The organism is Micromonospora sp. CA-248212, from assembly GCF_050948405.1.
Taxonomy (GTDB): domain Bacteria; phylum Actinomycetota; class Actinomycetes; order Mycobacteriales; family Micromonosporaceae; genus Micromonospora.
This window is the reverse complement of record NZ_CP192023.1, coordinates 1,920,062-1,941,582: the sequence shown is the minus strand read 5'-3', so window position 1 is coordinate 1,941,582 and position 21,521 is coordinate 1,920,062. Positions and strand designations below refer to the sequence as shown.

The 21,521-nt window shown below is 73.8% G+C and carries 18 protein-coding genes and 5 tRNA genes; 15 read left to right on the top strand and 8 right to left on the bottom strand.

The features are described 5' to 3' along the window. Nucleotides 1-134 precede the first annotated feature (134 nt). The gene (locus ACQP03_RS09605; protein WP_363661045.1) at nt 135-836 is read left to right on the top strand and encodes an IclR family transcriptional regulator; all 702 of its coding nucleotides are present in this window, start codon (nt 135-137) and stop codon (nt 834-836) included. A 68-nt stretch (nt 837-904) separates the two neighbouring features. Here ACQP03_RS09605 and ACQP03_RS09600 read toward each other — a convergent pair. Next, a tRNA-Val gene (locus ACQP03_RS09600) sits at nt 905-979 on the bottom strand. 47 nt (nt 980-1,026) lie between these two features. Then, nucleotides 1,027-1,099 (bottom strand) — tRNA-Gly (locus ACQP03_RS09595). Between the two features lie 149 nt (nt 1,100-1,248). Here ACQP03_RS09595 and ACQP03_RS09590 point away from each other — a divergent pair. The 6 genes from ACQP03_RS09590 (at nt 1,249) to ACQP03_RS09565 (ending at nt 9,987) form a co-directional block, all read left to right on the top strand. Further along, nucleotides 1,249-1,494, top strand: a complete 246-nt coding sequence (locus ACQP03_RS09590) for a DUF6458 family protein (RefSeq protein ID WP_357122984.1) — start codon at nt 1,249-1,251, stop codon at nt 1,492-1,494. A gap of 102 nt (nt 1,495-1,596) precedes the next feature. After that, entirely contained in the window at nt 1,597-2,331 is a 735-nt protein-coding gene (locus ACQP03_RS09585) for a GNAT family N-acetyltransferase (protein WP_357171315.1), read from the top strand. An 88-nt stretch (nt 2,332-2,419) separates the two neighbouring features. After that, entirely contained in the window at nt 2,420-3,352 is a 933-nt protein-coding gene (locus tag ACQP03_RS09580; protein ID WP_357122978.1) for an ABC transporter ATP-binding protein, read from the top strand. Next, nucleotides 3,349-4,056 (top strand): ABC transporter ATP-binding protein, encoded by a 708-nt coding sequence (locus ACQP03_RS09575; RefSeq protein ID WP_433460812.1) that lies wholly within the window; start codon nt 3,349-3,351, stop codon nt 4,054-4,056. The genes ACQP03_RS09580 and ACQP03_RS09575 overlap by 4 nt, the downstream gene beginning before the upstream one ends. 7 nt (nt 4,057-4,063) lie before the next feature. After that, on the top strand, nt 4,064-7,234 hold the full coding sequence (locus tag ACQP03_RS09570) for an FtsX-like permease family protein (protein WP_357393378.1): 3,171 nt from the start codon (nt 4,064-4,066) through the stop codon (nt 7,232-7,234). Continuing rightward, nucleotides 7,231-9,987 (top strand): FtsX-like permease family protein, encoded by a 2,757-nt coding sequence (locus ACQP03_RS09565; RefSeq protein WP_357393376.1) that lies wholly within the window; start codon nt 7,231-7,233, stop codon nt 9,985-9,987. Before ACQP03_RS09570 ends, ACQP03_RS09565 begins: the two co-directional genes overlap by 4 nt. Nucleotides 9,988-10,083: 96 nt before the next feature. On the opposite strand, the gene ACQP03_RS09560 is transcribed toward ACQP03_RS09565, so the two are convergent. The 3 genes from ACQP03_RS09560 to ACQP03_RS09550 all read right to left on the bottom strand — a co-directional run bounded on the left by ACQP03_RS09560 (nt 10,084) and on the right by ACQP03_RS09550 (nt 10,349). Next, a tRNA-Val gene (locus tag ACQP03_RS09560) sits at nt 10,084-10,158 on the bottom strand. 13 nt (nt 10,159-10,171) lie between these two features. Further along, a tRNA-Cys gene (locus ACQP03_RS09555) sits at nt 10,172-10,242 on the bottom strand. A 34-nt stretch (nt 10,243-10,276) separates the two neighbouring features. Beyond that, nucleotides 10,277-10,349, bottom strand: a tRNA-Gly gene (locus ACQP03_RS09550). A 389-nt stretch (nt 10,350-10,738) separates the two neighbouring features. On the opposite strand from ACQP03_RS09550, the gene ACQP03_RS09545 reads away from it, so the two are divergent. Then, nucleotides 10,739-11,341, top strand: coding sequence for a TetR/AcrR family transcriptional regulator (locus ACQP03_RS09545; protein ID WP_357122966.1), 603 nt, complete (start codon nt 10,739-10,741; stop codon nt 11,339-11,341). Nucleotides 11,342-11,414: 73 nt separating this feature from the next. Beyond that, on the top strand, nt 11,415-11,996 hold the full coding sequence (locus ACQP03_RS09540) for a TIGR03086 family metal-binding protein (protein ID WP_357122963.1): 582 nt from the start codon (nt 11,415-11,417) through the stop codon (nt 11,994-11,996). A 70-nt stretch (nt 11,997-12,066) separates the two neighbouring features. On the opposite strand, the gene ACQP03_RS09535 is transcribed toward ACQP03_RS09540, so the two are convergent. After that, complete coding sequence (locus ACQP03_RS09535; RefSeq protein ID WP_357122960.1) at nt 12,067-12,384, bottom strand: hypothetical protein; 318 nt, start codon at nt 12,382-12,384, stop codon at nt 12,067-12,069. A gap of 215 nt (nt 12,385-12,599) precedes the next feature. On the opposite strand from ACQP03_RS09535, the gene ACQP03_RS09530 reads away from it, so the two are divergent. Next, a complete protein-coding gene (locus ACQP03_RS09530) occupies nt 12,600-15,524 on the top strand; it encodes a M36 family metallopeptidase (protein ID WP_357122957.1) in 2,925 nt (974 codons plus the stop codon). 45 nt (nt 15,525-15,569) lie between these two features. On the opposite strand, the gene ACQP03_RS09525 is transcribed toward ACQP03_RS09530, so the two are convergent. Next, nucleotides 15,570-16,424 carry a hypothetical protein gene (locus ACQP03_RS09525; RefSeq protein ID WP_433460811.1) on the bottom strand — a complete coding sequence of 285 codons (855 nt, stop codon included), beginning with the start codon at nt 16,422-16,424 and terminating at the stop codon, nt 15,570-15,572. A gap of 175 nt (nt 16,425-16,599) precedes the next feature. Between ACQP03_RS09525 and ACQP03_RS09520 the strand changes: the two genes are divergently transcribed. Then, nucleotides 16,600-17,268 (top strand): class I SAM-dependent methyltransferase, encoded by a 669-nt coding sequence (locus ACQP03_RS09520; protein ID WP_357393372.1) that lies wholly within the window; start codon nt 16,600-16,602, stop codon nt 17,266-17,268. A gap of 9 nt (nt 17,269-17,277) precedes the next feature. After that, nucleotides 17,278-18,459 (top strand): cytochrome P450, encoded by a 1,182-nt coding sequence (locus tag ACQP03_RS09515; RefSeq protein ID WP_396832545.1) that lies wholly within the window; start codon nt 17,278-17,280, stop codon nt 18,457-18,459. Here the strand turns inward: ACQP03_RS09515 and ACQP03_RS09510 are convergent. Next, entirely contained in the window at nt 18,433-18,726 is a 294-nt protein-coding gene (locus tag ACQP03_RS09510; protein ID WP_357122949.1) for a hypothetical protein, read from the bottom strand. The two genes, ACQP03_RS09515 and ACQP03_RS09510, sit on opposite strands and share 27 nt — an antisense overlap. Before the next feature lie 116 nt (nt 18,727-18,842). On the opposite strand from ACQP03_RS09510, the gene ACQP03_RS09505 reads away from it, so the two are divergent. From ACQP03_RS09505 to ACQP03_RS09495, 3 genes are all read left to right on the top strand, one after another. Continuing rightward, a complete protein-coding gene (locus ACQP03_RS09505) occupies nt 18,843-19,697 on the top strand; it encodes a polysaccharide deacetylase family protein (RefSeq protein ID WP_357122946.1) in 855 nt (284 codons plus the stop codon). An 84-nt stretch (nt 19,698-19,781) separates the two neighbouring features. Next, complete coding sequence (locus tag ACQP03_RS09500) at nt 19,782-20,714, top strand: ATP-binding cassette domain-containing protein (protein ID WP_357122942.1); 933 nt, start codon at nt 19,782-19,784, stop codon at nt 20,712-20,714. After that, nucleotides 20,711-21,499, top strand: coding sequence for an ABC transporter permease (locus tag ACQP03_RS09495; RefSeq protein WP_357393370.1), 789 nt, complete (start codon nt 20,711-20,713; stop codon nt 21,497-21,499). The genes ACQP03_RS09500 and ACQP03_RS09495 overlap by 4 nt, the downstream gene beginning before the upstream one ends. The last annotated feature ends 22 nt before the right edge of the window (nt 21,500-21,521 follow it).

The window sequence follows — 21,521 nt, the reverse complement described above, 5'->3', positions numbered from 1 at the left end:
GGCGACCAGGCGGGATCGTTGGTCAAGTGCGGCGAGCGTAATGGTGCAGTAATAGCACCGTCAAGACACTCCGTCGAAACTTACGCGACACGATCCCGTAGCGTCGGCGCTCAGAGTGATGCTATAAATGCAACATGCTGCCGTCTCAGCCGAACAAGTCGCTCCAGGATGGGCTCGACTGCCTGCAGTTGCTGGCCAGCTCCGCTGAGGCCCTCGGCTCACGCGAGGTCGCACGACGACTCGGGCTGGAGCCGTCACGGGCGAACCGGCTGCTCAAGACCCTCGCGCACATCCGGCTGATCGAACAGGACGAGCGGCGCCGCTATCGTCCCGGCCCGGGAATCCATGCCCTGGCCGCGCAGAGCCTCTTCGGGTCCGGCCTGATCCGCCGGGCGCTCGGGCCCCTCGGCGAGCTGCACGTCCACGGTCACACCGTGGCCATGGGTGTGCTCTGGCGCGACCAGATGTCGTACCTCTACCACGCCGACCCGGGCATGGACACCAGCACGGCCCTCGGCCGGATCGGCCTGTTCCCGGTCGCCCGGTCCGGGCTCGGGATGGCCCTCCTGGCCGACCAGGACGACGAGAACGTCCGCGCCATGTGGGCGACCAGCGCGAACGACATACCGGTCGAGCAGGTCCTCGCCGATCTTGCGGAGATCCGCGAAGCCGGTTTCGCCCTGCGCTCCGGCAAGACCGAACGCACCGTCGCCGTCACCGTCGGCTCGGCACCGTACGCCGCGATCGGCATGTCCGGCCGTTTTCCCGACGCGCACCTACCTGAACTCGTCAGCGCGCTGCGCCACGCGGCGGAGAAGATAGACAAGAAGGGCTGAGGCGCAGCAGAAGCAAGACGCCCGTTACCGGAGATCCGATAACGGGCGAGCTGACGTGCTCAAAGAGATGGTGGGCGATACTGGGTTTGAACCAGTGACCTCTTCCGTGTCAGGGAAGCGCGCTCCCACTGCGCCAATCGCCCATGGTGCCCGCTCAACCCGGCGGTCAGGCCCGTCGAGACGGATCGCGAGCGGACGACGGGATTCGAACCCGCGACCCTCACCTTGGCAAGGTGATGCGCTACCAGCTGCGCTACGTCCGCACGTCCCCGGCTACCGCCGGCAACGGAGCGAACTCTACCCGATGCCATGATCGGCCGGCGCGGGGCCCTCGGGCGACCGCGATTGCGCTGCTCGACGGCGGGGTACTGATGAACCTCGACAGCACACCACACCCCCTAAGGAGGCTGTCGTGGGTATCGGCACCAGCATCTTCCTGATCGCGCTCGGCGCGATTCTCACCTTCGCCCTCGACGCGAGCGTCGGCGGCATCAACCTCGACGTGGTCGGCTGGATCCTGATGGGCGCCGGCGTCCTCGGTCTGATCATGACGGCGTTGATCTTCCAGCGCCGCCGTGGCGCGGTCGTGACCACCACCGAGCAGCCGGTCGAGTACCGCCGGGTCGAGGAGCGGCGGGACATCGCCCCGCCGCTGTGAAGGGCTCGGATGAAACGGGCCGGCGACCTCCTCGCGAGGGTGCCGGCCCGTTTCCGTTTCCGCTGGTCAGGCCCGGCACGCGCCCGCGTTACGATCGCGCTCATGGAGTCCCTCGACACGGTGCTGGCCGCCCACCGGTCGTACCTGCTCGGTTGGAACATCGGCGCGGGCGGTGGCCCGGACCTGCCGACCTACCGCAGTGACGTGCCGCACGCCACCCTCAACGGGGTGCTGCGGGTGGCCGGGCCGACGCCCGGCGAGGCGCTCGTCGAGGCCCGGCGACGCCTGCGGGGCGTACCCCGAATCTGGTGGGTCGGGCCGGACAGCGACGTCGGCACCGCCGACGGCCTGGTCGCCCTCGGCGCGACCGAGGTCGCCCGCATGCCGATCATGACGAGGGCGCTCACCACGGCGGCCGGGGCCCCGACGGCCACCGGCGTGCACATCACCGAGACCGACGACCTCGACACCTTCGTCACGGCCTACGCCCGGGTGTCCGGCATCCCGGCCGAGGGTGTCCCGGCGACGATCGAACGGGAAAAGGCGTTCAGTGGCGACGGCACGGTGATCCGGCTGGCAGGTCGCCTCCCCGACGGCCGAATCGTCGGCACGGCTGTCGCCTGGCTCAGCCACGGTCTGGTCACGCTCTACTTCGTGGGCACCCAGCCCGAGCAGCGCCGGCAGGGCATCGGCACCGCCATGACCCGGGCCGCGCTCGACCTGGCCCGTGAGCGGGGCGCCCACACGGCGGCCCTCACCTCGTCCCCCGTCGGCGAGGGAATCTACCGCCGCCTCGGCTTCCGGCCGGTGGGCGAGTTCCGGCTGTTGACCTTCTGACCGGTCGACGGCGGCTCCTCGTGCCAAACCCGAAATAACCGCACGGGGGGCATGGTCAACGAGGCCGCCGGTTGCGAGACTGCTGGGAATGTCCACCACACCGCTGTCCCTGCCGCAGCCGTCCGCGCGGGCACCCGAGTTCGGTCGGGACGCGCTCATCGTCTGCGAGAACCTGGTACGGATCTACCAGACCGGTTCGGTCGAGGTGCAGGCACTCCAGGGCCTGGACCTGGCCGTGGAGAGCGGTGAGCTGGTCGCCGTGGTCGGCGCCTCCGGATCGGGCAAGTCGACGCTGCTGTCGATCCTGGCCGGCATCGACGCCCCCACCGCCGGACGGGTCCGGGTCGACACGTGGAACCTGCTGGCGATGTCCCGCGCGGACCGGGTGGAGTACCGGCGGCACACCGTCGGGTTCGTCCGGCAACAGACGGCGAGCAACCTCATCCCGTACCTGACCGCGCGGGAGATGGTGGACCTGCCGATGACGGCGGCCCGCACCGCGAAGAAGGAGCGGCAGGAGCGCGCGGCCGAACTGCTGGACAGCCTCGGCGTCGCCGACTGCGCCGACCGCCGCCCCGGCCAACTCTCCGGTGGGCAGCAGATGCGGGTGGCGATCGCGGTGGCCCTGGCCAACCAGCCACGGGTCCTGCTCGCCGACGAGCCGACCGGCGAGTTGGACGCCGCCACGTCCGCCGAGGTCTTCGGCGTACTACGCGACGTCAACCGGCGCTACGGCGTCACCGTCGTCGTGGTCACCCATGACCCGGAGGTCAGCGGCCAGGTCGAACGGACCGTCGCGATCCGCGACGGTCGCACCAGCAGCGAGGTGCTGCGCCGCACCACCACCAACGCGGAGGGCGACACCCACATGACCGCCGAGGAGTACGCCGTGATGGACCGGGCCGGGCGGGTCCAGGTGCCCCGCGAATTCCGCCAGGCGCTGGCGCTGACCCGACGGGTCCGGCTGGCCCTGGAACCCGACCACATCACGATCCGCTCCGACTCGCGTAGCGGCGAATGAGCGAGCCGCTGCTGCGGGTTCGGGACGTGCACCGAAGCTTCCGCGCCGGACCGACCGTCGTGCACGCCCTGCGCGGCGTGTCGTTCGAGGTCGCCGCCGGTTCCATGGTGGCGCTCGTCGGCCGGTCCGGCTCGGGCAAGACCACCCTGCTCAACGTCATCGGCGGCCTGGACCGCCCGGACGCCGGCACCGTGCACGTCGACGGCACCGACGTCACCACGCTGGACGAGGACGGCCTGTCCCGGCTGCGGCGCGAGAAGGTGTCGTACGTCTTCCAGAACTTCGGGTTGATCCCCGTGCTGTCGGCCGCGGAGAACGTCGCCGCGCCGCTACGGCTGGCCCGCGTCGCCCCGGCCGAGCGCGAGCGGCGGGTCGAGTTGCTGCTGGAACTGGTCGGCCTGGCCGACCACGCCCAGCAACGGCCGGCCGAGATGTCCGGCGGCCAGCAGCAGCGGGTGGCGATCGCCCGCGCGCTGGCCGCCTCGCCCCGGCTCCTGCTCGCCGACGAGCCCACCGGCCAACTGGACGCCGAGACGGGCCTGTCGGTGATGGCCCTGCTGCGCGGGGTGGCGGAGTCCGAGGGCGTCACCGTGCTCGTGTCGACCCACGACGCGGTGATGATGGCCCTGGCCGACCGGGTGATCCGGATCCACGACGGGCACCTCGACGAACAGGCGTACGAGCCCGTGTCGGACGGCCGGTGACACGACGATGCTGAGGCTCGTCCGCCGACGCGCCCGCGCGCAGTGGCCGTTACTCGCGGCCCTCCTCGGGGTCGTCACGATCGGCGCGACCCTGCTGGGCACCTGCGCGCTGCTGGTCACCCGCACCGCCGAGCGGGCCCTGGAGGTCGCCCTGGCCCGCGCCGAACCCGCCGCCGTCGACGCGACCGTCTACACCGGTTCCGTCGATGGCCCCGACGCGTCGTCCGTCCTCGCCGACACCCGCGCCGGGGTGACCTCCGCGCTGGCGCCGTTCCCGCTGACCACCACCGCGCGGGCGTCGACGGTGCTGCGGGCACTACCGCCCGCGCTCGCCCCGGGCACCACCGTCGGCCCACAGGCCTACCTGTCGGGGCTCGACGACCTGCCGACCCGGGCCGAGCTGGTCACCGGACACTGGCCCCAGCGCCCCGGCGACGCGGTGCTCCTGGAGTCCACCGCCCACCTGCTCGGCCTCGCTCCCGGTAGCCGGGTGCACCTCGGCGCCGAGCTGGCCCACCCGCCCGTCCCGGCCATCGACGTGACCGTCGTCGGTGTCGTACGCCCGCTGTCCGGGCGCGGTTGGGACCGCGACCCGCTGGCCGCGGCCGGGTCCGCCACCGGCTACCGGGACGGTCGCTTCCTGCAACCGGTAAACGCCTACGGCCCGTTCCTCGTCGACCTCGCCGACCTGGTCACCACCGGCGCCACCGTCGACCGCCTGGAGGTCACCGCCCATCCGGACCTGAGCCACGCCAACCGCCGGGACCTGGAGACCTTGGCCGGGGCCGTCGACAGTGCCGACCGACGGCTGGCCGGCGCCCTCGGCGACCGCGTCCAGCTGGCCCGCGTCGCCACCGACCTGTCGCTGACCCTGCGGTCGGCCGACGACCAACGGCACGTGACCGCCGCCGTCGTGCTCGCGATCGCCGTCCTCGGCGGTGTCCTGGCCGCGACGGCGCTCGTGCTCGCCGGCCGCCTGACCGCCGGCATCCGCGCCGACGAGACCGCCCTGCGCTCCGCCCTGGGCGCCAGCCGTCGTCAACTCGCCGCCACCGCGACCCTCGAGGGCGGGCTCGTCGCGGCCGTCGCCATCGCGCTCGCGATACCGGCCTCGTCGGCCCTGCACGCCGGCCTGACCCACCTGCCGCCACTGGACGACGCCGGCCTGACCGTCCGGCCGGCCATCACCGGCGTCCAGGTGCTCGCGGTCGCCGGGGGCACGCTGATGCTCGCCGCCGTCCTCACCGTCCTGGCGATCCGTCCCGTCCCGGCGGCCGGCGAGCGGCGCACCCGCCGCGAGCTGCTGGCCCGCTCCGGCGCCGACCTGCTGCTCGCGGTGTTCGCCGCCGTCGGATGGTGGCAGCTGTACGCGCAGCCCACCGCCGCCAGCCCGCGCGCCGACGCGGTCCGGGTGCTCGCTCCGGCGCTGCTGCTCACCGCTGGCGCCGCCCTGGCGCTCCGGGTGGTGCTGCCCGCCCTGCGCGGCGCCGACCGCCTGGCCTACCGCGCCCGCGGGCTGGCGCTTCCGCTGGCGGTAGCCGAGAGCGCCCGCCGGCCCCAGGCGGTCGCCGCCGGCCTGCTCGTCGGGCTGGCCTGCGCGGCCGGAACCTTCGGCCTGGCCTTCGACGCCACCTGGCACCAGTCGCAGCGCGACCAGGCCGCGCTCTCGGTCGGCACCGACCTGGCGCTCACCCTCAGCACGTCGCCCTCGGCCGGCGATGGCGCGCTCGTCAGCGCGGCCACCGCGGGGGCGGTGAGTCCGGTCCTCGACCGTGGTATCGCCGTCGGTCAGTGGCTCGGGACCTCCGGCGAAGCGCCACGCCTGGTCGCCGTGGACACCACCCGCGCCGACGCGCTGCTGCGCGGGCCGCTGGACAGCGACCGCGAATGGGCGCACGTGGGTGCCGCGCTGGCACCACCAACCCGGGTCACCGGTCTCGCCGTCCCGGCCGGCGCACCCCTCGTACTCAGCGGAACGGCGGCCGGCGACGCCCCGCTCGTCGTGACACCCCGGCTGCTGCTGCAGGACGTCACCGGTCTGCGCACGTCCTGCACCGGTCCCGCCGTACCGCTCGACGGCCGCGAGGTGCGGCTACCCGCCTGCGCGACGGCCGACGGGCTGCGCCTCGTCGCGGTCGCCCTACCGGTCGCCGTCGACTTCGGCGACGAACCCGTGGCCGGCGGAGGAGTGGCCGTAGCCGTCACGCTGACCGTGCCGGAGGCGGCGTCCACCGACGGATCGGACTGGACCGCCACGTCCGCCCCACCGGTACCGAGCAAGCTGAGCGACCTGAACGTCCGGCTGTCCCCCACCCCGACCGGAACCGCGCTGCGGATGGCCGCGACCGTCGAGCTCGACGGCGCCGACGACGCCGCCCGGACCCTCGTCGCCAGCGCCTTCCCGGACCCCGGCGAGGTGCCGGTCGCCGTCTCCGCCCGCTTCGCCAGCGAGCTCGGCGTCCACCCCGGCAGCAAGCTCAGCGTCACGGTCGGCACCACGCCCGTCCCGGTCGTCGTCTCCGAGGTCGTACCGGCCGTACCGTCCGCCCCCGGGGCCGTCGCCGTCCTGGCCGACCTGGACGCGCTGTCCCGCGCGCGCGTGCTCGCCGGTGACCTCACGTTCCCGGTCGACGCCTGGTGGGTCGGTCACCCGGCCGGCCCCGGCGCCGCCGAGCGGGCCACCGCCCTGCACCTGGGCACCGTCACGACCCGCGAGGTGGAGACCGCCCGACTCCTCGGCGGCCCGCTGCGCGCCGGGCTGCCGGGCGCGCTCCGGCTCGTCGTACCGGCCGCGGCCCTGCTGCTGCTCGCCGGCGTCGTCCTGCACGTGACCTGCGACCTGCAGCTCCGGGCCGTCGAGGTGGCGCGGTTGCGCGGCCTGGGGATGTCCCGGCGCGGCATCCGGGCCGTGCTGCTCGGCCAGCACGCCGGCGTTCTGCTGCCGCTGCTCGCGGCGGGCGCGGCCGTCGGCGCGCTCGCCACCCGCCTCGTCGCTCCCCTGCTCGTACGCTCCGACACCGGCGCCGCGCCCGTCCCGGCCGCCCAGCCACACTGGCCGTGGCCGGCCGAGGCCACGCTGCTCGCGGTACTGCTGGCCGGATGTCTGCTGGCCGTCGCCATCGTGGTCGGCATCCAGGTACGCCGGGCCGACGCCGCGCACCTGCGGGTGGCGCCGTGAAGCGGTTGACCCGCCGGTTCCCGGCGCCGCACTGGCCCAGCGTCCGCGGCCGGAGCCGGGCCGACGCCGGCCCGCTGCTGCTCTCCGCAGCCGTCATCGCGGCTGTCGCGCTGCTCGCCGGGGCCGTGCCGGCGCTGCTCGGCGCGGCCGCCGACGACACCGTCCAGGACAGCGTCCGCCGCGGCAGTGACGACGCGAACGTCCTCGCACACGCCGACTGGGAACGCGACGACGGTCCGACGGGTGGGCGGGTGCGGGTGGAAGGCCTCGCCAAGGAGGTCGACGACCTCCGCGTCCGGGCGACGTACGCGCTCGGGCCCGACCTGGACGCCGCGCTGCTCCCGCCCATCGCCGTCGTCGACGGCCCGGTCCTGAGCATCACCGACGGCACCACGCCACGTACCTTCCAGTTCACCTACCTGGCCGGTGACGCCGGCGGCCCGCAGGTGACCTGGATCGCCGGAAACGCGCCCGCCGGGGCCGTCCCCGACGGGTTCGTCGAAGTCCCCTACCAGGGACCGCCCTGGCCGGTGCAGGTCGGCATCTCCGAGGCGGACGCCGCCGCCCTCGATGTCGGCCCCGGCGACCGGATCCCGGCCAAGGACAGCCGGGGGCGCGACAAGGACCTGCGGATCAGCGGGATCTACCGACCCACGGACACCGCCGACCCCGCCTGGCGACTCGCCCCGGCGCTCCTGCGCCCCGTGCCCGGCGCGGACGGCGTGGGGATCACCCGGTTCGCCGGTCTGCTGTCGCGCGACTCGCTGCCGGACGCCCGGCTCGCCGTCGACCAGGACCAACTGCGGCGCGCCGTCCACTTCGCCCCCGACCCCGACGCGCTCACCTGGGCCACCAGCGCGACCCTGGTCAACCAGGTGGTCACGCTCAAGGCGGCTTCCGGCTCGTCAGGCGCCCGCGACGACTCCCTGAAGTGGGAGTCGCAGCTCGACGCCACCCTGCGCGCGACCCGCGCCCGGGTCAGCGCCGTACGGGCGCAGGCGGCCGTGCTGCTCACCGGCGTGCTGACCGCCACGGTCCTGGTCCTGCTGCTCGCCGCTGACCTGCTGGTCCGCCGCCGAACCCTGGCGCTGAGCACCGCCCGGCAGCGTGGTGCGGCGTTACCCGACCTCGGCGCGGAACTGGCCCTCGAGTCCACAGTGGTGTCCCTGTCGGCCGCCGCGGTCGGGCTCGCGCTCGCCCGCGTGGTGGCGCCGGGCGTCTCGTGGAGTTGGGCCATTCCCGTGGTCCTGGCCGGCGCCGTCGCCGGGCCGGCGTTCGGCACCCTCGCCGCCGGCCGCGCCAGCCGGGACCGGCGTCAGCCCGCCAACCCGTCCGCTCGGCGCTGGTTGCGGGCCACCGGGCAGCTGCGCCGCGCCGTCGTGGAGGCCGCTGTCCTGATCGCCGCGGTCGCCGCCCTCGTCACACTGCACCAGCGCGGGCTCCTGCCGGTCACCTCCGACGGCGACACCGGCGAGGTGACCGGGGACGTGATCCTGCCGGTCAGCGCCGTCGCACTGGGCGCGCTCGTCGGCGCGCTCGTCCTGATCCGACTGTTCCCGCTGGGCGCGCGGTTCGCGCTCGGCCAGGCCCTGCGCTCGCGCCGCCCGCTGGCCGTCTTCGGTGCCGCCCGGGCGGTCACGACGGCAGGGCGCACGCTGCCGCTACTGGTGCTGGTGAGCGCCACGGCGCTCGCGTCGTTCGCGCTCATCCTCGGCTCCACCGTCACCCGGGGCCTCGCCGACGGCGCGTGGAGCATTGTCGGCGCCGACGCCCGCCTCGACGTCGCCGCGGACGCCAAGGCCGGCACGCCCGCCATCGCCGAACGGATCGCCGCCGCTCCGGGGGTCGGCCAGGTCGTCGTCGCGCAGGTCACCGACTCGGCGCGCGTCTTCACGGACTCGACACCGTTCGCCCCGCGCCTGGTCATCGTGGACGCCGAAGCGTTCCAGCGCCTGTTGGCCACCACCCCGCTGCCCGACGCGCCCGCGCTGGCCCGGCTCACGACGCCCGGTCCCGGCCCCGGAGAGGTCCCCGCGCTGGTCCGATCGAGCGACGGCGAGCTGCCGGCCGGCACGCGGTTGCAGCTACCCCGGGCCGACGCCCCGGCCATCCACCTCACCGTGGTCGGTACCGCGCCCTCGGTCGGCGGCGCCGACGACGTCGTGCTCGTGGACGCCGCGGCTCTCGCCGACGCCGGCCTGCCCGCCGTTCCGAACACGGTCTGGGTGACCGGTCCCGGCGCGGCGCGGGCGGTGTCGAACAGCGGCGTCGCCGCCGATGTCGTGTCGCGCGCCGACGTCCTGCGGACGCAGCGAGCGGCTCCGCTGACCGCGGGGCTTCTACGGCTGGCGTGGGCCGCCGCCGCGGTGCTGCTGGCGCTGGGGCTCCTCGGCCTGGCGCTCGCCGCCGCCGCGGGGGCGTCCGAACGATGGCAGACCCTGACCCGGCTGCGGACCCTCGGGCTGCGGCCACGCGACGCCCGCTGGGTGGCCGCCGGAGAGCTGCTGCCCCCGGTCGCCGTCGTCGCGGTGTGCGGCCCGCTCCTCGGGGCCCTGCTCGCACGCGCGACGCTCGGCCCTCTCGACCTGCGGCTGCTCACCGGCCAGGCCGACGACCCGGCGGCGATCCTGCCGTGGTGGCTGCTCGCCCTGCTGGGCACGGCGCTGCTGGCGGCGGCCGCCACCGTCGTACCCGTCGAGTCGGCGCTGCGACGGCGCGACCGGTTGAGCGAGGTGCTCCGCGCCGGCGAGTAGGTCTGTTTGGTGACGGCGGGCGGCCAGTTCTCTTGGAACAGCGTTGAGGCCCGTCACCGGATCCGGTGACGGGCCTCAACGATCACGTCGTACAACTGGTGGGCGATACTGGGTTTGAACCAGTGACCTCTTCCGTGTCAAGGAAGCGCGCTCCCACTGCGCCAATCGCCCGTGCTCCTTGCCGAGGTGGGGACGGGATTTGAACCCGCGTACACGGCTTTGCAGGCCGTTGCCTCGCCTCTCGGCCACCCCACCGAGGTTGCCCCCGTCATGCGTGGCGGCAGCTCCGAGCGGACGACGGGATTCGAACCCGCGACCCTCACCTTGGCAAGGTGATGCGCTACCAGCTGCGCTACGTCCGCACGCCCCCGGCTTTCCCGGGTGACGGATGAGAACTTTAGCCGAGCCGGCGAACGACTGCCAAATCGGGGTCCGTGTCGGCGCGTCCCATCCCGCCCGGTCCGACGCCGAACGGGGAGATGGCCACCACTGCAGGCGGGCTTCCTAGTCAGCTGACCTGATGTCTCAATTGACCCTCGACCGTCACACTCCGGCATCATCCGACGGCGGGCGCCGGCGCGGCGAACAGCCCGCAGAGCACTCCGACGGCACGCCGCCCACCTCGCCGAACTCGATCAGGAGAACGAGCCACGGCACCCGTCGGCAAGTGTCCAACTTCCGACTCTTACCCCACGAATCGGACGGTAGCGGTAACTGTTCGTGTTCGGGCCGATGGGCTACGGTAACGGTCGTGACGAGACGTGCGGCCGAGATCCGCCTGGATGCCCTGCTGCGCACGGCCTGCGACGTGATCGTGGAGCGGGGTCTGTCCAACACACGAACCGCCGACGTGGCGCAGGCCGCCGGGGTGAGCCAGGCACTGGTGTTCTACCACTTTGCCACCAAGGAGCGGCTGCTCGCACAGGCCTTCGCGTACGCCGTCGAGCAGGATCTGGCCCGGCTGGACGCGGTCACCCGCTCCTCCGCGCCACCGCTGACGAAGCTCCGCCGGATCCTCAAGCTGTACACCCCCGCCGGCCGGGCGACCTCCTGGTCGATGTGGATCGACGGCTGGTCCGAGTCGCTGCGCACCCCCGAGCTGGAGAAGGTGTCCCGCCGGCTCGACCTACGGTGGCGACAGGATCTCGCCGCCGTGATCTCCACCGGAGTCGCCGACGGCACCTTCCAGTGCGCCGACCCGGACGGGGCGGCTTGGCGGATCAGCGCGGTGATGGACGGCCTCGCCGTGCAGCTCGCGGTGCACGACCGGGTCATCTCCCGGCGACAGTTCGGGGAGTGGGTACGCCTGGTCACCGCCCGCGAGCTGGGTCTGGACCCGACCGACCTGGACTGAGCGGCCGACCGCGCCATACGCCAGGCCGGGCAAAACGGCTCGGGCCGGCGTGCCGAACGGAACAATCGACGGCATGGATCTGCTGGAGGCGTACCGCCGGAGCCTGGCCGAGTTTGTCGAGCGGGTGGACCAGATCGGGCCCGATCAGTGGTCGGAGGAGACACCCTGCTCCGACTGGGACGTCCGGACCCTGGTCAACCACGTGGTCGGCGAGGACCGGTGGAGCGTCCCCCTGCTCGCCGGTCGCACCATCGACGAGGTCGGCGACCGCTTCGACGGGGACCAGCTCGGCGCCGACCCGCTCCGGACAGCCCGGGAGGCGGCCGCGCAGGCCGAGATCGCCGTCACCCACCCCGGCACGATCGACCGCACCGTGCACCTGTCGGCCGGCCCGACCCCGGCCGCCGAGTACGTCCAACAGCTCCTCGCCGAACACCTGATCCACGGCTGGGACCTGGCGGTGGCGATCGGCGCCGACCCACGGTTCGACCCGGACGCGGTGCACGTGTGCGCCCAGTGGTTCGCCGGCCGGGTCGACGACTACCGACGCGACAAGCTGGTCCGGGACGCGGCGCGGGTGCCCGCCGACGCCGACGAGCAGGATCACCTGCTGGCCGCCTTCGGCCGCGACCCCGACTGGGCGCCCGGCGACTGAGCCGTCACCGCCGGGCGGCTGAGCCGTCACCGCCGGGCGGCTGAGCCGTCACCGCCGGGCGGCTGAGCCGTCACCGCCGGGGTCCGGCGACTGAGCCGTCACCATCGGGGTCCGGTGTTGGCCAGCGCCCGGTTGCGGCGCGCTGCCGGGCCGGCCCGTAGTGCTCCAGGTAGTTGACAACCTCCAGCAGGGAGCAGCCGACCACCGCCTGCAGCGCCAGGAACGGCAGCACCGCCGGGCCGTAGAGCACGGCGTACTGCGCCGAAAGGTAGAGGTAGGTCAGCCAGCGGTAGTAGCCGTCGGCGGCCAGCCGGGGCTCCGCCTCCTCGGGAGGGTTGCGCCGGTCGTCGCCGATGAGCAGGTCGATCACCGGGATCAGACCGAACACGACGACCGGGGTGAGCCGGCACGCCCCGGCGCCGCCGGCGCTCCCCCACAGCGCCAGAGGGGTTTGCGCCGGTCCCGCCAGGCGATCATTCGGCGCGCCGACCATCCCGGGACCCTTGCCGCTTCCTCGGCCGACTGATATCCACAGATGCGCATGCGTCACCGCGCATCGTCGGTCGGCGGCCGCCGGCCATCCCGCTCCCACAAGGAGGTCCCGTGCCACAACCGGAGTGGTCACCCCCGATGAGCCGGCGTCGACGCCGGCTCATCGCCGTCCTGGCGACGACGGCGACCCTCGCCGCGCTGCTACCCACCGGCACGAGCAACGCCGCACCCGCCGCCGCTCCCGCCGAGCGCACGTCCGGGCCGTTCGCCGAGGGGCACCAGCCCGCCGACCTCGACAACCGCACCGGTACGGCGGCACCCGACGCTCGGCAGCGCGGGCTGGCCCGCGCGGCGGACCCCGACGCGCGGTGGAACCGGCTCGGCACCCCCCAGGCGCTCGGCCCCGGTCGTACCCCCCTCGCCACCGGACTGCCCGCGGACCCGGAGGCCGCCGCGCGCGCCTACCTGACCGCCAACCGCGACCTGTACGGCATGGACGCCGCGACGGTCGCCGACCTGGACCGGGTGCTGGTCCGGCCGATCGGCAGCGGTGCGGTGGTGACCCTGCGGCAACGCTTCGGTGACCTGCCGGCCGGTCACGACGGTCTGGTCACGCTCGCGGTCAGCGGCGGCTCGGTGCTCGCCGTCAACTCCTCGCTGGCCCGGGACACCCGCGCGCCCGCGCCCGCGACCCGCACCGCCGAGCAGGCGTACGCCGACGCGCTCGCCGACGCCGGGTTGAGCCCGACGGCCGTGGCCGACCACACCGTTCGGGCCGTGGCCGTGCCCACCCCGCTGGACGGACCCCGGGCCGCCTACGAGGTGACCATGATCGGCGCGGACGCCGACCACCCGGCGGCGTTCACCAGCTACGTGGACGGCAGCACGGGCAAGGTGCTGATCCGCGAGGACCTTGTCGACTTCGACTCGGAGAACCCGAGCTGGGCGGTCTTCCCGGCCACCCCGCCCCGCGACCTCGCCGCCGGCCAGGACCCCCGGGTCCGCTGGTGCGGCGACCCGGCCCCCGACTGCCAGGCGGCGTTCCGCGACCCGGCCACCGGGCAGCCGTGGGACGTCGACGCGGCGACCGGCACACCCACCTTCACCTCGCGCGGCAACTCGGCGAACACCGTGCTCTCCTGGGGCAACAACACCCCGGTCGGGCCGGCCACACCCAGCCCGGACCGCCGCTACGAGTACCCGTTCACGGACCAGTGGCACCAGGCGAGGTGCAACCCGGAGGTGTTCACGTCCACCCAGCGCAACGACGCGGACGCGGCGATCGCGAACCTGTTCGTCATGCACAACCGCATGCACGACTGGGCGTACCAGCTCGGCTTCACCGAGTCGGCGTGGAACCTCCAGGCGGTCAACCTCACCCCGTCCGGACTCGGCGGCGACGCCGAGCAGGGCCGCGCCCAGCAGGGCGCGCTGACCGGCAACCGCAACAACGCCAACCAGGGCACCCCGCGCGACGGTCTGCCGCCGACCACCAACATGTACCTGTGGCAGCCGCAGGCCGGTGGCCCGTACCCGCCGTGCGTGGACGGCGACTACGACATGACGGTGATCGGCCACGAGTACACCCACGCCATCACCAACCGGATGATCGCCGGCCCGGACAGCGGGATCAGCGGCCACCAGGGCGGCGCGATGGGCGAGTCGTGGGGCGACCTGATGGCCGCGGAGTACCTCTACCAGAACGGCCTGCGCGCTCCCGGCGAAACGCCCTTCGTCACCGGCGGCTACGTCACCGGCAACCTGGTCAGCGGCATCCGCAACTACGACCTGAGCCGCAGCCCGCTGAACTACTCCGACATCGGCTACAACACCGCCGGCCCGGCCGTGCACGCCGACGGGGAGATCTGGGGCGCGACCAACTATCGGGTACGTGCCGCGCTGGTCAAGCGGTACGGCCTGGGCACCCCGCAGCGGCAGCGGGAGTGCGCGCAGGGCACCGTTCCGGCCGACCGGTGCCCGGGCAACCGGCGCTGGTCGCAACTGGTCTTCGACTCGTTCCTGCTCCAGGCGGCCAGCCAGGTCAGCATGCTGGACATGCGGGACAACATGCTCACCGCCGACCTGCTGCGCTTCGGTGGCGCGAACCAGGACCTGATCTGGGCCGAGTTCGCCCGCTCCGGGATGGGCCGGGACGCCGCCACCAACGGCGCCGCGGACACCGACCCGACGCCGAGCTTCGCCTCGCCACGGGGCGGCAACGCGACGCTCACCCTGCGCCCCCGTGGGGACAGCGCCGACGCGCCGATCCGGGTGTACGTCGGGGCGTACGAGGCGCGGGCCGTACCGATCGCCGACACCGACCCGGCGACGCCGATCCCGGACACGGTGGAGATGGTCGCCGGCACGTACGACCTGCTGGCCGTCGCGCCCGGCTTCGGGCACCAGCGGCTCAGCGTGGTCGCCGACGCCGGCAAGGCTGGCTACGTGGACCTGCGGATGAGCCGCAACCTCGCGTCCACGGCGTCCGGCGCGACGATCAGCGGTGACGGGGTCAACCTGGACCGGGTCGCCGACGACACCGAGGCGACGAACTGGGCCTCGCTGGACGGGGTGGCCGGCAAGCAGCTCACCGTGGCGCTGGCCGGTGACGCCCCGCAGGTGGTCAAGCGCGTGAACGTCAGCGCGATGCTGCGGCCCGCGATCGTCGGGGACGCGGACACCGGCAGTCAGAACGCGCTCAGCGCGCTGCGCTCGTTCGCCGTGTCCGCCTGCGACGCGACCACCACCGACTGCGCCGACCCGGCGCGCTGGCGGCGCATCTACACCAGCGCGGCCGACGCGTTCCCCGGCGGGGCGTACCGGGCGTACAGCCGCGACATCAACCTGCGCACGTTCGCGGTGCCGACCACCGTCGCCACCCACCTGCGCCTGGAGGTGCTGGCCAGCCAGTGCACCGGCGGACCGCAGTACGCCGGTGAGCAGGACGACGACCCGGCCACGACGACGGACTGCGCCACGGCCAGCCCGTCCCGTGCCCAGGTCAGGATCGCCGAGTTCCAGGCGTTCGCGAAGTGACACCGTCGGGGCCGGCGGTTCCCCGCCGGCCCCGACAACCCCCGATCAGCGGCGTGCCGGGTGCCAGCGCCCGGTCGGCGCGGGCCGCTCCCAGAGCCGGTCCAGCGGCGGGTCCTCGGTCTCCTTGTTCGCGGCGCGGGTCAGGTGGCGCAGTCGCAGCAGCAGGCCCACCCCGAGCGAGAGCAGCAACCCGCCGAGCAGGAACGCCGCCTGCACCACACCGAACCCGCCGGTCTGCGCGACCGGACGGCCGGCCGACGGTGGCGCCGCGTCGACCGGTTGCTCCGCGACCGGTTCCTCGGCCTGGGTGCTCTCCTCCTGCGCCGGTTCGCTCGGTGGGTCGCTCGGCCGCGCGGGGGTCGGGCTCGGCGTCGGCGTACGGGCGCCGGCACCGCTCGCTCCCACCACCGATCGGGTGGCGGTCTGGCGGGCCAGCAGGCGCAGGTTGGCGTCGTACGCCTCGGCGGCGAGGGTGACCCGCCCCTCGGTGACGTCCTCGGCGAAGGCCACCCGGTAGCGGGCGGTCACCGTGCGTCCCGGGCAGAGGGTGCCCGGGTCGAGTTGCCGGTCGGTCAACCGGGCCACGTCACCCTCGGTCCGGATCTCCACCGGGAAGTCGCCGTTCTCCTCCACCCGGTCCATCTTCACCTGGTCGAGCCGGATGCCCTGCACCCGGAGCACCATCGACCAGCGCACCTTCGCGCAGCCGCCGCGCCGGTCCGTCTGCGAGACCACCGCGGAGATCGTGCGCACCTGGTCGCCGGCGGTGAACCGGGCCGGCAGGCCGCCCATCTCGGTGGCGAACGCCGCCTGCGCCGGCGCCGCCAGGGTGAGCACCACCCCGGCGCTGCCGGCAACCAACGCCCCGAGCCGCAGCGCGTACCGCCACACGATCACCACCACCTCGTTCCTTCTCGTCCCTGTAGGGAAACGCTAGGAGGAAACGGGCGGATCACACAGAGGGGTGTCTTCGCACCGGACGACAAGGATGAGGGGTCATTTCACCGACAGTGGTGAACCCGTCACCACTGCCCCGCGACACGCCGGGCGTCGGGTCGCTGGAACAATCGGGCGGGTGTCCGAGCTCTCCAGCACGTTCGTCCGGCTGCACGCCCGGCTGACCCCGGTCCCCTTCGTCCCCGAGGTGCGTCTGCACCAGGCGGATGAGCCGATCGGGCTCTGGGAGTTGACCGAGGGCCAGTTCTCCACCGACCGGCCGCCGCCGTTCTGGGCCTTCGCGTGGGCCGGCGGGCAGGCGCTGGCCCGCTACGTCACCGACCATCCGGAGCTGGTCGCCGGCCGGCGGGTGCTCGACCTCGCCTCCGGCTCCGGCCTGGTGGCCATCGCCGCCGCCCGGGCCGGCGCGGCGTCCGTGCGCGCCGTCGAGGTCGACGAACTGGCGGTCGCGGCCGTCGCGCTCAATGCCGAAGCCAACGGGGTACGCGTCGACGCCGAGTTCGCCGACATCCTCGACGGCGACGCGGGCGACGCCGAGGTGGTGCTGGCCGGGGACGTCTTCTACAGTGACGCGATGGCCCGCCGGGTGCTGCGGTTCCTGCTGCGCGCCACCCGGGCCGGGGCGCCGGCCCTGGTCGGTGACCCCGGCCGGGCGTTCCTGCGCCGGGATCGCTTCGACGAGCTGGCCAGCTACGACGTGCCGGTGCCGGAGGCCCTGGAGAGCGTACGGGTGAAGCGCACCACCGTCTGGCGGTTGCGCCCGGGCCTGCCCGGAGCCGCCGGCTAGCGTGTCGGCGTGCTCTTCTCCGGCTGGGCGTCCGCGGTCGAGGCACCCTGGCCGGACGTCGCCGAGGTGACCGACCACGTCGGCGTACGCCACCTCGTCGTCACCCGCCACGCGCTGGTCCGCCAGGTCCTCGCCGACCCGGAGCGCTACCGGCCGGACAACGCCCTGGATGCGGTGACCCCGATGCCGGTGACCGCGCTGCGGGTGCTCGCCGGGCACCGGTTCCGGCTGCCGCCGACCCTGGCGAACAACGCCGGAGCCAGCCATCCGCAGATCCGGGGCATCGTGGCGGACGCGCTGCACCCCGCGAAGGTCGCCGCGCAGCGCCCCTGGCTCACGGCCCTGGTCCGGGAGCGGGTGGCCCGGCTACGGGCCACCCTCGACGCCGGCGCGCCGGTCGACCTGTACGCGGACCTCGCGGCCGACCTGCCCCTGCTGGTGCTGGCCCGGCTGGTCGACCTGCCGGACGCGCCGGTCGGCGCGGTCAAGGAGTTCGCGCGGGCGGCGCTGGAGCTGTTCTGGGCGCCGCTGGACGACGACCGGCAGGTGGCGCTCGCCGCCGAGGTGGGCCGCTTCCACCACGTACTGCGGGAGTTCGCGGCCACCGGCGGCGGCCTGGCCGCCGAACTGCGCGCCGCCGGGCATCCGCCCGACGTGGTGGTCGGCGCGCTCTTCTTCCTGCTGGTCGCCGGACAGGAGACCACCTCGCAGTTCCTCACCCTGCTGCTGCACCGGCTGGCCGGCGAACCGGCGGTACGCGCCGCGCTGCGCGCCGGCGACGTCGCGGTGGCCGACGTCGTCGAGGAGGGCCTGCGCCTCGAACCGCCCATCGTCACCTGGCGGCGCGTGGCTGCGGCGGACGGCGTTCTCGGCGACACGGCCGTGCCGGCGGGCACCAGCATCGTGCTGTGGCTGGCCCGCGCCGGTCGCGACCCGGCGGTCGTCGACGCGCCGGACGATTTCGTTCCCGGGCAGCGCGGGTCGCGGCGGCACCTGGCGTTCGGGGCGGGGGCGCACCGGTGCGTCGGCGACGTTCTGGCCCGCATGGAGGCGGCCGTCGTGGTGGCCGAGGCCGCGCCACTGCTGGACGGGGTGACGGTGATCCGTCCGCCGTGGTGCCCGGACAATCTCACCTTCCGGATGCCGGACGCCTTCGTGGTGCGGTCAGTCGAGCGGCCCGCTGACCAGTAGCACGATGCCCCCGATAACCGCGGCGGCGCCGAGGAGCAGGAGGGCGCCGCCGACGAGGAACCGCACGGCGGCGAAGCCGACGCCGTGCCGTAACTCAGCCGGATCACGGTCGGGAATCCCCCACTGGCGATTCCACAGGTTCCTCGACAACCGGCGGGCCTCGGCGTCGACAAACCCGAACAGGTTGCAGGTCATCGTCAGCCCGATGAACCCCAGCAGCGCGCCGAAGCCGACGACGGCGAGCACTTGCAGGATCCACCGCGCCATGGGCCGCCTCCGCAGGTCGAATCGACTCGATCCGAGGCTAGGCCGGCCAGGCAAGACCGTCCGGGAAGATCGCCACGGGACGCGGAACCCGACCGTGACCCGCTATGTTTCCGGGCGTGTCATCAGCCCACCCGCGCCGCATCTCCGCAGTGGTAACGCTTCTGGCCCTGCTGGCGCTGAGTGCCTGCGCAGCCGGACCCGCGTTCCACGCCCGGCAGATCGCGGCCCAGCCGAGCCCGTCGGCCGTACCGATCCTGTCCACCACGCCGTCCCCGTCGGCCTCGCCGTCGCCGACCGCCCCGCCGGCACGCGGGACCCTGGACTGGTACGTGTCGCAGGCGCCGACCTTCCCCGCAGCGCCACCTCCGGAACCGGTGCCGCTGCCGGTGACCGGTGCGATCCCGTTCTGGCACCGTCTGCCGACCGACCAGAAGGTCGCCTTCATCACCATCGACGACGGCGGGTTGGCCCGCCCGCCGGCGGTGCCCGACTTCATCGCCCGCGCGCACATCCCGGTCACCATGTTCCTGAACTCACCGGCGGCCCAGGAGCACGACGTCTACTTCCGCCAGATCCAGGTCGCCGGTGGGGTCGTCGAGAACCACACCATCCGGCACAACTCGCTGGCCGGCCGGTCGTACGACTACCAGAGGCAGGAAATCTGCGGAGCGGCGGACAAACTTGAGACGCTGTTCGGCCAGCGGGCGACCCTGTTCCGCCCACCGTTCGGCGAGTACGACAGCACCACGCTCCGGGCCGCGCGGGACTGCGGCGCGAAGGCGGTCCTGCACTGGTCCGAGACGGTCCACGAGGGCAAGGTGCGCTACCAGACCGCGGAGAAGGTGGTCCAGCCCGGCGACGTGCTGCTGATGCACTTCCGGCCGGCGCTGATGGACGACCTCCTGGCGGCGTTGAAGGCCATCCACCGGGCCGGACTCACCCCGGCGCTGCTGGAGGACTACCTCCGCTGACCCGGGGCGACCTGACGAAAGTCAGTGCTGGTGGGTGCCGTTCGGGCGCGGCGAGCCGGGGCGGCCGACGCCTAGCGTCAACTCATGATCACATTACGTGGGTTGACGAAACGGTTCGGGTCGGCCGTCGCGGTCGACGCCCTGACCGTCGACGTCGCGCCCGGCCGGGTCACCGGCTTTCTCGGCCCCAACGGCGCCGGCAAGTCCACCACCATGCGGATGATCCTCGGCCTGGACCGGCCCACCGCCGGGCAGGCGCTCGTCGCCGGGCGGTCGTACCGGGAACTGCGACGGCCGTTGCACGAGGTGGGGGCCCTGCTCGACGCCCGAGCCATCCACCCCACCCGGTCCGGACGGGCGCACCTGCTGGCCATGGCCCGCAGCAACGGCATCCCCGCCCGCCGCGTCGACGAGGTGCTCGACACCGTGGGGCTGGACGGGCGTGCCGCCGGCAAGCCGGGTCGCGCCCTCTCCCTCGGCATGGGACAGCGGCTCGGCATCGCCGGAGCGCTGCTCGGCGATCCGCCCGTGCTGATGTTCGACGAGCCGGTGAACGGTCTCGACCCGGACGGGGTGCGCTGGGTACGTCAGCTCACGCGCTCGCTCGCCGACGAGGGCCGGACGGTCTTCGTCTCCAGTCACCTGATGAGCGAGATGCAGCTCACCGCCGACCAACTCGTCGTGATCGGCCGGGGACGGCTGCTCGCCGACGCCCCGGTCGGCGACGTGATCGCGAGCAGCGCGGTCGTCGTACGGGTCCGCAGCCCGCACCGCGAAGGGCTCGCCACCCTCGCCGCCCGTCTCGCCGCGACCGGCGGCACCGTCGAGCGGGCCGGACCGGACGAGCTGAGCGTCACCGGCAGCACCGTGGACCGGATCGGCGACCTGGCGTACGAGCTGGGGGTGCGGTTGCACGAGCTGAGCCCGCACGGCGCGTCGCTGGAGCAGGCGTTCATGGAGCTGACCGCCGAGAGCGTCGAGTACGCCGGCGGGCCGACCGGAGGTGACGCCCGATGAGCACGCGGACCGCCACGCCTACCCGTCCCTTCCCCGGCGCGCTGGCCGCCGAGTGGACCAAGCTGTTCTCGGTACGCAGCACCTGGTGGACGATGGTGGCCGGGCTGCTCGTGATGGCCGCGAGCGCCGGACAGCTGGCCATCTACGCGGCCAACTCCAACACCAACGACGACCCCGCCGACGACGCCGGCATCGTCACCGTCGGCACCGTGTTGATCGACGCGATCGAGCTGACCCAGTACGCCGTACTGGCGGTGGGTCTGCTCGCCATCACCACCGAGTTCACCAGCGGCACCATCCGGACGGCCCTCCAGTGCACCCCGGCACGCGGTCGGGTGCTGCTGGCCAAGGCCGTCGTGACGGGCGCCGTCACCTTCGCCCTCGGGCTGCTGCTCGGCGGTGTCGGCGCCCTCGTCGCCCGCCCGGTGCTGGGCGACTGGGGCAGCGCGCCCACCGCCGACACGATCGGCGACGTCGTGGCGGTCGCCACCTACCTGGCCCTGGTCGGCGTCCTCGCGCTCGGCCTCGGCGCGGCCCTCCGCAGCGCGGTGCTCACGATCATCGTGCTCTTCGCCACCCTGACGATCGTGCCGCTGTCGCTCCAGGAGCCGGACATCACCGTCCTGAACCGGATCGCCGACGTGTTTCCCGGCGTGGCCGGCGGGCACTTCCTCGCCGGGGACACCGACCCGTACCCCGGTGTGGTCGGGTTGCTGCTGCTCGCCGGGTGGGCGGGTGCCGCACTGCTGCTCGGTCGGGCCATGCTCCGCCGTCGCGACGCCTGAGGCGGTGAGCGGGGGCTCTCCC

What these genes read in the sequence shown, in the direction of transcription:
- ACQP03_RS09605 (WP_363661045.1), top strand. Translation starts at nt 135, where the DNA reads ATGCTGCCGTCTCAGCCGAACAAGTCGCTCCAGGATGGGCTCGACTGC.
- ACQP03_RS09585 (WP_357171315.1), top strand. Translation starts at nt 1,597, where the DNA reads ATGGAGTCCCTCGACACGGTGCTGGCCGCCCACCGGTCGTACCTGCTC.
- ACQP03_RS09580 (WP_357122978.1), top strand. Translation starts at nt 2,420, where the DNA reads ATGTCCACCACACCGCTGTCCCTGCCGCAGCCGTCCGCGCGGGCACCC.
- ACQP03_RS09575 (WP_433460812.1), top strand. Translation starts at nt 3,349, where the DNA reads ATGAGCGAGCCGCTGCTGCGGGTTCGGGACGTGCACCGAAGCTTCCGC.
- ACQP03_RS09570 (WP_357393378.1), top strand. Translation starts at nt 4,064, where the DNA reads ATGCTGAGGCTCGTCCGCCGACGCGCCCGCGCGCAGTGGCCGTTACTC.
- ACQP03_RS09540 (WP_357122963.1), top strand. Translation starts at nt 11,415, where the DNA reads ATGGATCTGCTGGAGGCGTACCGCCGGAGCCTGGCCGAGTTTGTCGAG.
- ACQP03_RS09510 (WP_357122949.1), bottom strand. Translation starts at nt 18,726, where the DNA reads ATGGCGCGGTGGATCCTGCAAGTGCTCGCCGTCGTCGGCTTCGGCGCG.
- ACQP03_RS09500 (WP_357122942.1), top strand. Translation starts at nt 19,782, where the DNA reads ATGATCACATTACGTGGGTTGACGAAACGGTTCGGGTCGGCCGTCGCG.
- ACQP03_RS09495 (WP_357393370.1), top strand. Translation starts at nt 20,711, where the DNA reads ATGAGCACGCGGACCGCCACGCCTACCCGTCCCTTCCCCGGCGCGCTG.